Below are 14011 nucleotides of genomic sequence, written 5' to 3' on the forward strand. Positions count from 1 at the left end.
AATGAAATTCAGACACTCTGCTCAAGGTTGTTATTTCGCGACCACCTATCGCGTCAAGTGTGCTGCAAAGAACCCATCCGTTCCGTGGGACGCCAGCCACAGTTTGCGAAAACTCTCTGACCAGTCAGGATGGGCGGACGTAAATTTATCTACTACGGCACCGTTTTCCTCGTTCAGCATCGAGCATGTTGCATAAGCCAGCACACCGCCCGCATCGACCAAGACAGACGTGTCTGACAGAATTCGGGATTGAAGCGCTGTCAATTCAGTCAGCCGTTGCGCATCCAACGCCCATTTCCCCGCCGGCGCCCGCCGCCATGATCCACTGCCGGAACAGGGCGCATCGACCAGTACAATGTCGAAAGGCGCTTGGGACGCCACCTCATCGGTTGCCAGCATCTTGATCCGCGCAGCGGCCCGTTCGGCGCGCGCGGGCAGATCGCGCATCCGTTCGGGGTTTACGTCATGGGCAAAAACCTCGACCCCGGAATAGGCCGCAAAAGCCAGAGATTTCCCCCCGCCGCCAGCGCAATAGTCCAGAACGCGCAAACCTGGTCGCAAATCCAGTGCTGCCACAACGGCCTGACTTGCCGCATCCTGCAATTCGACCACACCCTCGGAATAAGCGCGGCTTTGCGCAATCTTGCGCGCGCCCTCCCCAATCTCCAGCGCGGTGTTACATGCCGGGTGTTCTTGCGCCGCAATCCCGTCGGTCGCCAAAGCGGCAATGGCACCTGCCCGATCCGACTTGGACAGGTTGACCCGCACGTGAACCGGTGCCCGGTTTTGTAGTGCCTGGGCGACCGCCACTGCCTCATCGCCCAGAGACGTTTGAAACATGGGCCACAACCAGTCGGGGATGTCATAGCGCTCGGCATCCGACGCGAAATCGCGACCCGCTTCGTCATCGGTCAGCGCATCTGGCGCATGACCCTGACCCGTGAACGTTTCAGCCAAATCCGCCCCAACGGCACGCAACGCGCCGATCATCAGGCCACGCCCGGTTTCAGCCCCGCCCAACGCGGCATAAGATCGCTTGCACCGCAACGCCTGAAATACGTGATCCCGTATCGCTGCCCGATCCTTGGAGCCCGCAAACCGGCTGCGCCGCGCCCAGCCCGTCAACGCTTTTTCAACCGGAACGCCCGAGAGTATCTGATCAAGGATCTCGATCGAGGCCTGTACGCGGGCTGCTGGGATCATGGGTCTGTCCGATAATGTGGCTAGAATGCAAAACGGCGCCCAAACCGAGCGCCGTGCTGCAATGGTTTAGGTTTTACATCACCCGGTAGTTCGGGCTTTCGCGCGTGATCTGTACGTCATGCACGTGGCTTTCTTTCAGCCCTGCACCCGTGATCTTTACGAAATTGCAGTTCCTGCGCATCTCTTCCACGGTGGCACAGCCGGTATATCCCATGGCCGCGCGCAGACCCCCAACCAGTTGATGCACCACCGCGCTGGCAGATCCTTTATAGGGCACCTGCCCCTCGATCCCTTCGGGCACCAGCTTGTCGTTGGCGGCGTCCTTCTGGAAATAGCGATCCGCCGAGCCGCGCGCCATTGCGCCCAGGCTGCCCATGCCACGATAGGATTTGAACGAACGGCCCTGATACAGAATGACCTCACCCGGGCTTTCATCTGTGCCCGCAATCATCGAACCGACCATGGCGCAGGACGCCCCCGCGGCAATCGCCTTGGCGAAATCACCCGAGAACTTGATGCCGCCATCGGCGATCACCGGCACGTCCCCGGCAGCCCCTGCGCAATCCATGATCGCCGTCAGCTGAGGCACACCCACACCGGCCACCATCCGCGTGGTACAGATCGAGCCCGGCCCGATCCCAACCTTGATCGCATCCGCACCCGCATCAATCAGCGCCTTGGTCGCGTCGCCGGTCGCGACGTTTCCCGCGATGATCTGAACTTCGTTCGACAGGGTCTTCACCCGCTTCACCGCGTCCAACACACCTTGCGAATGGCCATGCGCGGTGTCCACAACGATGATGTCGACGCCGGAATCCACCAATTGCTCGGACCGCTCAAAACCTGCGTCCCCGACCGAAGTCGCCGCTGCAACACGCAGGCGGCCCAGACGGTCCTTGCAGGCTGTGGGGTTAAGCACTGCTTGTTCGGTGTCTTTCAGGGTTAGCAGGCCGGTCAGCTTGCCTGCGCCATCTACGACCAGCAACTTTTCGATCCGGCGCGCCTTCATCAGACTTTTGGCTTCTTCCAGATCAGCAGGCTCCTGAAGCATTGCCAGATTGTCGGTGGTCATCATCGCGTGGATCGGCGTGTCGTCCGAGGTCGCAAAGCGCATGTCACGGTTGGTCACAATACCCACGACGCGACCATCAGGATCGACCACAGGGAAGCCGGTGAAGTTGTACCGCTCGACTAGCGCCTGCGCGTCGGCCAGCGTCTGATCAGCGCGCAATGTCACGGGGTTATAAACGATACCGGATTCGAACCGCTTGACCCGGCGCACTTCGCGGGCCTGTTCCTCGGTCGTCAGGTTCTTGTGGATCACACCGATCCCACCGGCCTGCGCCATAGCAATCGCCATTCGCGCCTCGGTCACCGTGTCCATCGCCGAGCTGAGCAGCGGAATGTTCATGGTAATCTCACGCGTCACACGCGTGGTCGTATCCGCCGTCGCGGGCAGCACAGAAGATGCGCCCGGAACCAGAAGTACGTCGTCAAAGGTGAGTGCCTCACGAATCTGCATCTGCTAACCCCATGCAAAACCCCGTTTGACGGCGACCCTATGACATGGATTGAACCCAAGGGAAAGCCCCTGATCTGAACTAGTTTTCTCCTGCGGGACATTGCCGCGGCAAAAAACGACGCAACCGGCGACAAACGTGCCGCTGATTGGCCTTTCCCTTTGCGCACAAACCCATATCTTCCCCGGCATACGCGCGAATACAAAAGGCAGGCCAGATATGACCACCGACCCCCTTGTCGTCTTTACCCCCTCGGGCAAACGCGGGCATTTCCCCGTCGGCACCCCGGTTCTGACCGTCGCCCGGCAGTTGGGCGTCGATCTGGACTCGGTCTGCGGCGGGCGTGGGATTTGCTCGAAATGTCAGATCACACCCAGCTATGGCGAGTTTCCCAAGCACGGTGTCACCGTATCCGAGGACGCGCTGAGCGAATGGAATGCGGTTGAACAACGCTATGACGACAAACGCGGGCTCAAGCCTGGCCGCCGTCTGGGCTGTCAGGCGACGGTTCAGGGCGATATCGTGATCGACGTGCCGCCTGAGTCTCAGGTCCATCGTCAGGTCGTCCGCAAAGCGGCTGCCGCACGCGCCATCACCATGGACCCGGCGACGCGGCTGTATTTCGTGGTGGTCGAGGAACCCGACATGCACTCGCCCACCGGCGATCTGGAGCGGTTGGAACGCGCCCTGCGCCAGCAGTGGAACATTGAGGCCGTCACCGCCGATCTGTCGCTGATGGCCAAGTTGCAACCGGTGCTGCGCAAAGGCAAATGGGAGGTCACGGTAGCCGTCCACAAAGGCCACAAGGATGAGGTCGCCAAGGTGGTCGAAATTTGGCCCGGCCTGCATGAACAAGGGCTGTACGGTCTGGCCATCGACCTTGGCTCAACCACCGTCGCCGCCCACCTGACCGATCTGGAAACCGGTGAGGTCAAGGCCTCGTCTGGCCTGATGAACCCGCAGATCCGCTTTGGCGAAGACCTGATGAGTCGCGTCTCCTACGCCATGATGAACCCCGGCGGCGATCAGGAAATGACCCGCGCGGTGCGCGAGGCGATCAACGATCTGACCATCTCCATTGCCGAGGAGGCCGGGATCGACGCCGCGCTGATCGTGGAGACGGTCTTCGTCTGCAACCCGGTCATGCACCACCTGCTGCTGGGTCTGGACCCGGTCGAGCTGGGGCAGGCCCCCTTCGCGCTCGCCACATCCGAGAGCATGTCCTTGCCCGCACGTGAGATGGACCTGACCAAGATGAACCCGCGCGCGCAGGTTTATATCCTACCCTGTATTGCGGGACATGTGGGCGCCGACTGTGCTGCCGTTGCGCTCTCCGAGGAACCCGGCAAGTCCGAAGACCTTGTGCTGATCGTGGACGTGGGCACCAACGCTGAAATCCTGTTGGGCAACACCACACGCGTGCTGGCCTGTTCCTCGCCCACCGGCCCCGCGTTTGAGGGCGCGCAGATCAGTTCCGGCCAGCGCGCCGCCCCCGGCGCGATTGAGCGCATCGAAATTGACCCTGCAACCAAGGAACCCCGCTTCCGCATCATCGGATCGGACAAGTGGTCGGACGAAGACGGCTTTGATCAGGATATCGCCACCACCGGGATCACTGGCATCTGTGGCTCGGGCATTATCGAGGCTGTGGCCGAGATGCGCATCGCCGGGCTGCTGGATGAAAGCGGCTTGATCGGGTCCGCCGAGCAAACCGGCACCGCCCGCTGCGTACCCGAAGGCCGCACCCACGCCTATCTGATCCACGATGCCAGCGCCGAGGGCGGCCCGCGTATCACCGTGACCCAAGGTGACATCCGCGCCATCCAGCTGGCGAAATCGGCACTCTATGCCGGTGCGCGCCTGCTGATGGATGAGATGGAGGTCGACACCGTTGACCGCGTGGTTCTGGCCGGGGCGTTCGGTGCCCATATCTCGACCAAACACGCGATGGTTCTGGGCATGATCCCAGACGCGCCGCTGGACAAGGTTTCCAGCGCGGGCAACGCGGCTGGCACCGGTGCCCGGATCGCCTTGTGCAACATCGGATCGCGCAAGGAAATCGAGCGCGTTGTGCGTGAGATCACCAAGGTCGAAACCGCCATCGAGCCAAAGTTTCAGGAACATTTCGTTGCCGCCAACGCGATCCCGCACAAGACCGATCCGTTCCCGGAGCTGGCGCAGGTGGTCACGCTGCCCTCACCCTCGTTCAACACCGGCGGCGGGGATGAGGAAAAATCTGGCCGTCGCCGCCGCCGCAGGTCATAGTCGGATCAAACGACGGAGGCCCCAATGCACACACCGAACGAAGAACAGGCTGAGTATTGGGGCAAGTCGCCGTCGGGCGTGAAATGGCTGACATACGAGGATCAGTTGGATCACGTATTCACCCCAGTGCTGGACCTTGTTCTAAGCCGCGCCAATATTGTCGAAGGTATGCGGGTATTGGACATCGGATGTGGCACCGGCGTCAGTTCGCTTGCAGCGGCGAAGCGTGTCGGCGGTTCGGGTCATGTCCAAAGCGCAGACATCTCGCAAGCCTTTCTGGACCGCGCCCAGGAGCGCGCACGCGCTGAAAACCTGACAAATATGAGTTTTCTTTACGCTGACGCCCAGACACAGGCTTTTTTGGAAGGCGAGTTCGATGCTGCGATTTCGAGGTTCGGGGTCATGTTCTTTCAGGATTCGGTTGCAGCATTCCGCAATATCGCAAGCGCGCTGAAACCCGGTGGACAGATGACTTTTGCCGCATGGGGGCCACTTGCAGGCAATCCTTGGTTCAAGATTCCTCACGTCTCTGCCACGGCGCGGCTGGGCAATCCGCCCAAATATGGCCGATTTGCCCCCGGACCGCTTGCCTTTCACGATCTGGACTATGTCGCCGGGATGATGAACGACGCTGGACTGACCGACATCAAGGCAGACCCCGTGCCATTGTCCTTGCCTGGTTTCAACGGTGTGCCAGGCACCGCTGCGCTGTGTACGCGAGTTGGACCGGCGGCCCGTGTGATCGGCCATTTCAATGGAACCGACGAGGATGTAGCGGCCATTGAAGCCGACGTTGCCAAAAACCTTGAGCAATTCGACACCGAAAACGGCATCGAAATCCCGGCAATCATCAACCTGTTTCAGGCGCGCCGGGCCGCGTGATCTGATCTGGGAAAACTGGAGCGGGTAGCGGGAATCGAACCCGCGCGTTCAGCTTGGGAAGCTGACAGGCTACCATTACATCATACCCGCCGCGGGGTTGGGGATAGCATTGCCGCTTTCCCAAACACAAGTCGCAACCTTCACCAAAGGACAAGAAAATCCAGAACAAAAAAGGCCGGGCAGTTGGCCCGGCCTTCTGTTCTTTCTTGCCGACGGATCAGGCGCGACGACGACGGCCACCGCCGCGACGACCGCCTGCAGCACCGGCTGCTGCGGCTTCTTCAGGTGATTTGTTGAACTTGATCCATGCCCCGCCATGGGGGTCATTGTTGGTCAGCAGGTTAGCGGCGCGGATAGCCTCCATTTCCTTGCCGGCACGCGGCTGGGTCGAGCCCAGACCGAACAGTTGGCAGAAAGTCTCATCATCCATATCCGCAGGCAGAATGATACCTTTGGCTTCTACTTCGGCCTTCTTTTCAGCCAGCTTCTTGGGACCAACGGGCAGCGCGACCGGGTTCATGATCGCAGAGGTCATGCCTGCGCCCATCGCCATCGGCAGGAAGGCGTTGTTGATGCCGTGGCGGTTCGGCAGGCCGAACGAGATATTGGACGCGCCGCAAGTGGTATTCACGCCCAGCTCTTCACGCAAACGACGGACAAGCGCAAAAACCTGCTGGCCAGCGGTTGCCATCGCGCCGATGGGCATGACCAGCGGGTCAACCACGATGTCATGCGCCGGAATGCCGAAATCGGCTGCACGTTCCACGATCTTCTTGGCCACGTCGAACCGTACATCGGGGTCTTCGGAAATCCCGGTATCGTCATTCGAGATCGCCACAACCGGCACGTTGTATTTCTTGACCAGCGGCAGAACCAGCTCCAGGCGCTCTTCTTCACCGGTGACCGAGTTCAGCAGTGGACGACCTTCAGCCGCCTCAAGACCGGCTTCCAGAGCACCAGGAACCGAGCTGTCGATGCACAGCGGTACGTCGACCAGACCCTGCACCAACTCGACGATCTTGGTCATCAGCGGCGGCTCGGTCTCGTTCGGGTTGGGGTTCGAGTTGTAGACAACACCCGCGTTGATATCCAGAACGGTCGCGCCTGCCGCAACCTGTGCCAGCGCGTCTTTCTCAACAGTCGAGAAATCGCCCGCTTCCAGTTCCGCAGCCAGTTTCTTGCGGCCCGTGGGGTTGATCCGTTCACCGATCACGCAGAACGGTTCGTCAAAGCCCAGAACGGCGGTTTTTGTTTTTGATTCGACGACAGTACGGGTCATGTCCGTTCCTTAGGAGTTTGCAGGCTTTGCCGAAGCGCCGCCGTTGTTGATGGCCCAGGTGGCGTTGGTTTTGATACCGCCAAGTGGGAAGAAATGCACGTTGGTGATGTTGAAGTCCGGGTTGGCGGCCTTGTGGTTGGCCAACTCGGTGAGAACATCGTTGGGCTCGTAGGGCAGCAGCAGCTTGGACACGTCCATGGCGCGCTTTTGCAGAACCTTCAGCGAGGGGCCAACACCGCAGGCGATGGCGAATTTGATCAGGGTCTGCAGCTTGGCCGGACCCGCGATACCGATATGGATCGGCAAATCGATCCCTGCCTCTTTCAGGCTGTCGGCCCAAGCGATGATCGGTTTGGCGTCAAAGGCGAACTGAGTGGCCAACGCCATTTCAGCGTCGGTGGTTTCGCTGAATTTCTGTTTCCAGCGCAGCGCGTCTTCCACGTTCTTGGTCGAACCGTCCGGGTCAATATCCTTATTGCCCTCGGGGTGGCCTGCCACGTGCAGACGCTTGAAGCCTGCCTTGTCGAACAGACCGGTCTCCATCAGCTGCATCGAGCTGTGGAAATCGCCATGGGGTTTCTCGACACCACCGGCCAGCAGAAGCGCCTGCTCAACGCCCGCTTCGCCCTGATACATCGAAATCCAGTTTTCCAGCGTCCCGGCGTCCTTGATGATCCGCGCGGGGAAGTGCGGCATCACCGGATAGCCCTCGGCAGCGATGCGCTTGGCGGTCTTGACCATGTCCTCGATGGGCGTGCCCTCGATATGGGCGATGTAGACGCGAGTGCCTTCAGGCAGCAGCGCGCGGAAATCTTCGACCTTTTCGGCGGTGCGCGGCATCACCTCGATCGAATAGCCCTGCAAAAAGGCTTCGACGGTCGGGTTCACAGGGCCGTTTTCGGCGGCATCACGTTTTTTGAAGTTCAGCAAAGCCATAGCGGCCTCCCATATAGATTTCGGGCTCATGCCCAACCGTCATTTGCGATCAGAGCTTTGATACGGTCCTGATCATATTCCGCTTCCAGACGCGCTGCTTCGGCTTCGGCGATCTCCGAGGGCTCGCCCTCGACCGCGAAAGGAACTGCTTTGCGCCATTCGGCCAGATAGGCATCGCTGTCCTTGGCATTCACCTTCATCGCCGCTCGGTCGATGGCTTGTTCGAACCGCTCCTCCAACTGCCGCTTGGCACCTCGACGGCCTTTGCCGACGATGACTTGAGCAGGGATGTCGCGCCAGTAAACGATGGTGACGTCAGGCATCGCGTATGATTCCTCCTAACCAGATGGACCGGTTCTAAACATCTATATGGTCGCAGGTCGGTCGGTTTTCGACACAAGGCGCATTTCAAACGACGTTTTGCCTACGACGGGATACCGGGGTTGTAACGAATTCGGCATCAAACGCGCATATCAAAATCCTCATCACAATAATGAGCGTCTTGCGCGACAAGAACGCGCGACCTATGGTCGGGGTAACTCGAAAATCGGAGGGCGTTGAAGATGGCGCCCAAGCGTCCCAAAGGTGCGGGCGCGTTCCCGAAGGCGGTCGAAAGCCCCGCGCCGGCAAGGCCCGATCCCGATGCGCTGTATGCGGCGCTGGATCTGGGTACAAATAGTTGTCGCATGTTGATTGCCCAGCCCAAGGGCAGCGGCTTTCATGTGGTCGACAGTTTCTCGAAATCCGTGCAGTTGGGTGCGGGGCTCGAACGGACCGGACGGCTGTCTCGGTCCTCGATGGCGCGCACCATTCAGGCTTTGCGCATCTGCCAGCAGAAGCTGAAACGCAATAAAGTCAAACGGATGCGCCTTGTCGCGACCGAGGCCTGCCGCCGCGCCAAGAACGCGCGTGATTTCATCCGTCAGGTAAAGCGCGAAACCGGCCTGACGCTTGAGATCATCCAGCCCGAGGAAGAGGCACGCCTGGCCGTGATCTCATGCGCGCCGCTCGTGTCGACCAAGACTGAACAGTTGCTGGTGGTCGATATCGGCGGCGGCTCGACCGAATTGGTGTGGATCGATATCTCATCCATTGCGCGCCGTGACCGGCCAGCCGCGATCATGCGGTTGCATCATGGGTTTCACCCGGTCGAAAGCCCGTTCCCTGCGGCCAAGGTGGTGGATTGGATCAGCGTTCCGCTGGGTGTGGCAACGCTGCGTGATCAGTTCAACGATGTTGAGGACGATTCAGCCCGCTTTGCTCTGATGAGCTGGTTTTTTGAAGAGAACCTCGCCGATTTTGCGCCTTACAAGGACGAACAGGCCCGCGAAGGGTTCCAGATCGTTGGCACCAGCGGGACGGTTACGACCGTGGCTGCCTCACATCTGGGGTTGAAGCGCTATGACCGGACCAAGGTGGACGGTTTGCGCATGACCAGCGATCAGATTGACAAAGTGATACGAGGGTATCTAGAACTCGGCCCTCAGGGTCGACGCCGGGACCCGCGCATTGGCGACGACCGGCAGGCCCTGATCATGTCCGGCTCGGCCATTTTGCAGGCCCTCTTGCGCTGCTGGCCCACCGACCGCCTTTCCGTGGCGGACCGGGGGCTGCGCGAAGGACTGCTTTATGCGCAGATGAGCGCGGACGGCGTATTGGAAGACGGACCGTTCTGATGGCGAAGACACCGACTGGAAAAAGCAACTCGGGTCGCGGGCAACGCGACCTGAAGGTTAAGGTCAAGACAGCGCGTGGGCGTAAACTCAGCTCGACCCGCTGGCTGGAACGGCAATTGAACGACCCCTATGTTAAACGCGCACAGGCCGAGGGGTACCGAGGGCGTGCAGCATTCAAAATATTGGAACTGGACGATAAATTCCGCTTTCTGGTTCCCGGTGCACGCGTCGTTGATCTGGGCTGCGCGCCCGGAGGTTGGTTGCAGGTGGCTGTCAAAAGAGTGAACGCGCTTGGCGAGAAAAGCGGCAAGCGGATCGGCACCGTACTGGGCGTTGATCTGCAGGAGGTCGAACCCGTCGCGGGCGCAACCGCGCATGTGCTGGACTTCATGGAAGACGATGCCGACGAGAAGGTCAAAGAGTGGTTGGGCGGCAAGGCTGATGTGGTGATGTCGGACATGGCCGCTGCCTCATCCGGGCACAAGCAAACCGACCATTTGCGCATCATGGCACTGTGTGAAACCGCCGCTTACTTCGCCTTTGATGTGCTGGAAGAAGGCGGCACATTTGTCGCGAAGGTTCTGGCCGGAGGGGCCGAGGGCGATTTGCAAAAGCTGCTTAAGCAGAAATTCACCAAGGTCGCCAACGTGAAACCGCCTGCCTCGCGGTCCGACAGTTCGGAAAAATTCGTTGTGGCGACAGGGTTTCGCGGCGAGACTTAATCTTCCATCGACAGGAAGTCACCCGCCAGAACCTGCTGGCGCAACGATGCGGTAGCAATCCCTTGCATCAAAAGCGCGTCCCCATGGTTGAGGTATTCCGGCTTGCGGGTCCGTAAATCTTCGATCCGCTGTGCCAGCGACAGCGGGCGTTGCAGTTGCGACGTGTGAACCGGTTTATCTGACATTGGGCACCTTTTAACACAGACGGGTTTTGACCTTGTCTGTACCGATACACGCAGAACTTGCCGGGAAAATGACCCAAACAAGGCAGCACAGCGCCGGGATGTGGTGAAGCTAGTCCGCCGCCTCGCCCAGATCCATCAACGCCCCGTTGAACTCGGCCCCCAAAATCAGCATAGCCGCGCAGAGATACAGGAAAATCAGTGCCGCCATCACTCCGGCCAGCCCCGCATAGGTCGCGTTGTACGAGGCGAACTGCCCGATATAGATCGAGAAGCCCCACCCGCCCGCCGCCCAGAGCGCAAGCGTCAACGCCACGCCGGGCAGGATTTGCGTCAGCTTGTGGCGCCGCGTCGGCAGCAGAAGATGGGCCAGCATCACAAGCCCCGCTGGGACCGCCACTGTAAAGGTCCAGCGCAGCCGATCCACGGACAGCCAATTGGACACGTTCACATCCGTTTTTTCGGATACAAGCCTTGTATATACTGGCAAGACAACCTCGACCGCGGCAATTGCAAGAACGGTCGCTCCTCCGGCAATCACCAGCCCAAGACAGTAAAGGCGGGTTTTCCAAAACGGCCAACTGTCTTGATCATGATAAGCCTGATTCATCGCCGCCCGCACTGCCATCACCCCGTTCGAGGCGAAAAACACTGCCAACAGCCCCCCCAGCGTGATTACGCTGGAGTTCGAAGCCTGCAAAACTGCTCTCAGCTCGGCCACGATCGGATCGGCGACATCTTTGGGCCAGGCGCCGAAAATCAGCTCGATCAACTCATTGGTGACATAGTCTTGCGACAGTGTCCCCGCCAAGGCGACTGTGAACAGGACGAAGGGAAACAGGGCCAGCATCAGGGACATGGCAACATGGCTGCTCATGACCATTCCGTTTTTGGCACTGAACCGGCCAAAGGCCAGCCATAGCGCCTGAAGGGGTCGGTTTGCGGAAGGAATCATATTGGCGCTCATGTCCAAATCTTAACGCGGCGCGCCGGATCACAGAACCGTCAAAACCCGATTCAACGCAAATTAATACTCCCAAACGCTTGCGTGCATTGCATAATCCTGCTCGGCTGTGCAGGATCAGAGCAGTAAATCGGCTTCTCAAGACAGCTAGAATGGCAACAGACAAAACGATGCCTTTGGATCAGGAACCACATGTGACACGACCGCGACTGCGCCTGTCGGTCGTGCGTGACACCGCGATAGTCGCCACGCTGGTGGTGCTGGGCCTTTATGCTGGGTCCGCCTTTCTGATCCCGCTGACCATGGCCTTGCTGATCAACGTTCTAATCATCGCGGTCAGCGATCGTGTCATCTCCATCACACGCGTGCCGGTCTGGGTTGCCAACATCGCCGGTGTTATCGTTGTTTTGGCCGGTTTGTTCATGATCATGTATATTCTGGGCAGTCAGGCGACACAGTTTGCCCGCTCGATCAACACCTACGAAGATCAATTCGACAGCGCCGTGAACCGGATCGCGGGGCTGGTGGGCAATGACGTTACAAGCTTTATCCGTGACAATCTGATCAGCATCGACATGTCCTATGTCGCGCGCGTAATGCTGGGCAGCGCTACCTCGTTGCTGAATCAGTTCTTTCTGATCAGCCTTTATGTTGCGTTCCTGATGGCCGAGCGGTTGGCGTTTCGCAAGAAAATACAACTGGTTGCGGGGAACCCTCAAACCGGAGCAGACTTCGCGGCGGTGCTGGATGCCATTTCGTTTAGTCTGCAACGGTATGTGGGGGTAAAGACCTTTATCAGCCTGGTCACGGCCGGGATCAGCTATTCGATCTTCCGTGTTCTCGGGCTGGAATATGCCGAGACCTGGGCCGTCCTGACCTTCGCGCTGAATTTCATCCCCTCGATCGGCTCGATCATTGCGGTCATTTTCCCGGCCATGATCGCGCTGGTTCAATTTGAAAGCATCGGTCCGTTCCTGATCATCGTGCTGGGGTGCGGCACCATCCAATTCCTCATCGGCAATTTTGTGGACCCCGCCATGCTGGGGCGATCGCTGAACATGTCGACCTTCCTTGTCATTCTGGCGCTGACCTTCTGGACCACGGTCTGGGGCATGATTGGCGCGTTCCTCAGCGTGCCGCTGACCGTCTGCATTCTCATCGTGTTCAGCCATATCCCAGCACTCAGGCCGATTGCGATCATGATGTCGCTGGATGGAAGCTTGGGCGAAGACCCGCGCGCAGGGTGAACCATGCAGCCTGTGTTCATCGGGTCCGAGATCTATCGGCACTCTACCTACGGCACACAGCATCCGCTGGCGATTCCGCGTGTGTCGACGGTCATCGACCTGTGTCGCGCGCAAGGCTGGCTGAACCAGCAGAACTACCGTGTCAGTCCTTGCGCAAAACCCTCTGCCCTGCACGCATTTCATACGCCGGACTACGTCACCGCGCTGCAACAGGCCGAGGCCGAGCAGGCCGTCTCGAATGACACCCGCAGCCGATACGGGCTGGGAACTTTGTCCAACCCTGTTTTTGCCGAGATGTACCGCCGTCCCGCCACCGCCGCCGGAGGGTCGATGCTGGGTGCCGAACTTCTGCGCGAGGGCGGCATCGTTTTCAGCCCCGCAGGCGGCACGCATCATGGGCTTGCGGACCGCGCCAACGGGTTTTGCTATCTGAACGATCCGGTTCTGGCGATACTGACCTTGTTGAAATCCGGGCTGGATCGAATCGTCTACGTGGATATTGACGCCCATCACTGCGACGGGGTTGAAAGCGCATTTGCAGGGTCGGCCAAAATCCGCATGATCTCGGTCCACGAAACGCGCCGCTGGCCCTTTACCGGCGCTTTGACGGACACGGCTGGCGGTGCCGCCTTCAATCTGCCCGTCGAACGCGGGCTGAATGATGATGAGTTCTATACGATCCTCGACCAGTTGATCCTGCCCGCCACAACGTCGTTCCGACCTCAGGCCATTGTGCTGCAATGCGGGGCCGATGCAGTGGCCGAGGACCCTCTGTCGCGCCTAACCCTGTCCAACAACGCCCATTGGCGCACCGTAGCGGCCCTGCGCGGCTTGGCGCCACGCCTGCTGGTGTTGGGTGGCGGCGGATACAACCCGTGGTCAGTCGCCCGACTTTGGACAGGTGTTTGGGCGGTGCTGAACGGGACCGAGATCCCGGACCGGCTGAACAACACCTCGCAAAGCACTTTGCGCGGCCTGCGCTGGAACAGGGCTGCGGGCAAGCGGCCACCTCTGCATTGGTTTGAAACGCTGCGCGACCGCCCGAATTCAGGCGAGGTTCGGGACACCTTGCGGGCCGACCTCGCGCAATTGGCGGCTCGGTTGCCTTAATCTCAGCACGCGTATAGCCCCGGAT

At 59.8% G+C, this 14011-nt stretch carries 13 protein-coding genes and 1 tRNA gene; 6 read left to right on the plus strand and 8 right to left on the minus strand.

From position 1 onward, the window contains the following. Positions 1–45: 45 nt before the first annotated feature. Both ACR0C5_RS01095 and guaB read right to left on the minus strand, forming a co-directional pair. Positions 46–1203: an RsmB/NOP family class I SAM-dependent RNA methyltransferase gene (locus ACR0C5_RS01095; protein ID WP_170790860.1), complete on the minus strand. Its 1158-nt coding sequence runs from the start codon at positions 1201–1203 to the stop codon at positions 46–48. 73 nt (positions 1204–1276) lie between these two features. Further along, on the minus strand, positions 1277–2725 hold the full coding sequence (gene guaB, locus ACR0C5_RS01100; protein ID WP_170790858.1) for an IMP dehydrogenase: 1449 nt from the start codon (positions 2723–2725) through the stop codon (positions 1277–1279). A 217-nt stretch (positions 2726–2942) separates the two neighbouring features. On the opposite strand from guaB, the gene ACR0C5_RS01105 reads away from it, so the two are divergent. Then, positions 2943–4988 carry an ASKHA domain-containing protein gene (locus ACR0C5_RS01105; protein ID WP_480873919.1) on the plus strand — a complete coding sequence of 682 codons (2046 nt, stop codon included), beginning with the start codon at positions 2943–2945 and terminating at the stop codon, positions 4986–4988. Between the two features lie 24 nt (positions 4989–5012). Continuing rightward, positions 5013–5870 carry a class I SAM-dependent methyltransferase gene (locus ACR0C5_RS01110; RefSeq protein WP_170790855.1) on the plus strand — a complete coding sequence of 286 codons (858 nt, stop codon included), beginning with the start codon at positions 5013–5015 and terminating at the stop codon, positions 5868–5870. Between the two features lie 16 nt (positions 5871–5886). Here the strand turns inward: ACR0C5_RS01110 and ACR0C5_RS01115 are convergent. From ACR0C5_RS01115 to ACR0C5_RS01130, 4 genes are all read right to left on the minus strand, one after another. Then, positions 5887–5960: transfer RNA gene (locus tag ACR0C5_RS01115), tRNA-Gly, on the minus strand. A 127-nt stretch (positions 5961–6087) separates the two neighbouring features. After that, a complete protein-coding gene (locus ACR0C5_RS01120; protein WP_170769803.1) occupies positions 6088–7149 on the minus strand; it encodes a methyltetrahydrofolate cobalamin methyltransferase in 1062 nt (353 codons plus the stop codon). 9 nt (positions 7150–7158) lie between these two features. After that, complete coding sequence (locus ACR0C5_RS01125; RefSeq protein WP_480873922.1) at positions 7159–8085, minus strand: methylenetetrahydrofolate reductase; 927 nt, start codon at positions 8083–8085, stop codon at positions 7159–7161. 26 nt (positions 8086–8111) lie between these two features. Then, entirely contained in the window at positions 8112–8408 is a 297-nt protein-coding gene (locus ACR0C5_RS01130) for a virulence factor (protein WP_480873925.1), read from the minus strand. Between the two features lie 240 nt (positions 8409–8648). On the opposite strand from ACR0C5_RS01130, the gene ACR0C5_RS01135 reads away from it, so the two are divergent. After that, complete coding sequence (locus ACR0C5_RS01135) at positions 8649–9761, plus strand: Ppx/GppA phosphatase family protein (RefSeq protein ID WP_170769806.1); 1113 nt, start codon at positions 8649–8651, stop codon at positions 9759–9761. Then, complete coding sequence (locus ACR0C5_RS01140) at positions 9761–10483, plus strand: RlmE family RNA methyltransferase (RefSeq protein ID WP_170769807.1); 723 nt, start codon at positions 9761–9763, stop codon at positions 10481–10483. Before ACR0C5_RS01135 ends, ACR0C5_RS01140 begins: the two co-directional genes overlap by 1 nt. Here ACR0C5_RS01140 and ACR0C5_RS01145 read toward each other — a convergent pair. Together ACR0C5_RS01145 and ACR0C5_RS01150 are read right to left on the minus strand one after the other, a co-directional pair. Beyond that, complete coding sequence (locus ACR0C5_RS01145; protein WP_170769808.1) at positions 10480–10668, minus strand: hypothetical protein; 189 nt, start codon at positions 10666–10668, stop codon at positions 10480–10482. The genes ACR0C5_RS01140 and ACR0C5_RS01145 overlap by 4 nt on opposite strands. 109 nt (positions 10669–10777) lie before the next feature. Further along, on the minus strand, positions 10778–11620 hold the full coding sequence (locus tag ACR0C5_RS01150) for a YihY/virulence factor BrkB family protein (RefSeq protein WP_480873929.1): 843 nt from the start codon (positions 11618–11620) through the stop codon (positions 10778–10780). A 161-nt stretch (positions 11621–11781) separates the two neighbouring features. Between ACR0C5_RS01150 and ACR0C5_RS01155 the strand changes: the two genes are divergently transcribed. Together ACR0C5_RS01155 and ACR0C5_RS01160 are read left to right on the plus strand one after the other, a co-directional pair. After that, positions 11782–12876 (plus strand): AI-2E family transporter, encoded by a 1095-nt coding sequence (locus tag ACR0C5_RS01155; RefSeq protein ID WP_480504277.1) that lies wholly within the window; start codon positions 11782–11784, stop codon positions 12874–12876. Between the two features lie 3 nt (positions 12877–12879). Further along, on the plus strand, positions 12880–13986 hold the full coding sequence (locus tag ACR0C5_RS01160) for an acetoin utilization protein AcuC (RefSeq protein ID WP_480873933.1): 1107 nt from the start codon (positions 12880–12882) through the stop codon (positions 13984–13986). Positions 13987–14011: the final 25 nt, after the last annotated feature.

The organism is Ruegeria sp. N8 (genome assembly GCF_056531325.1).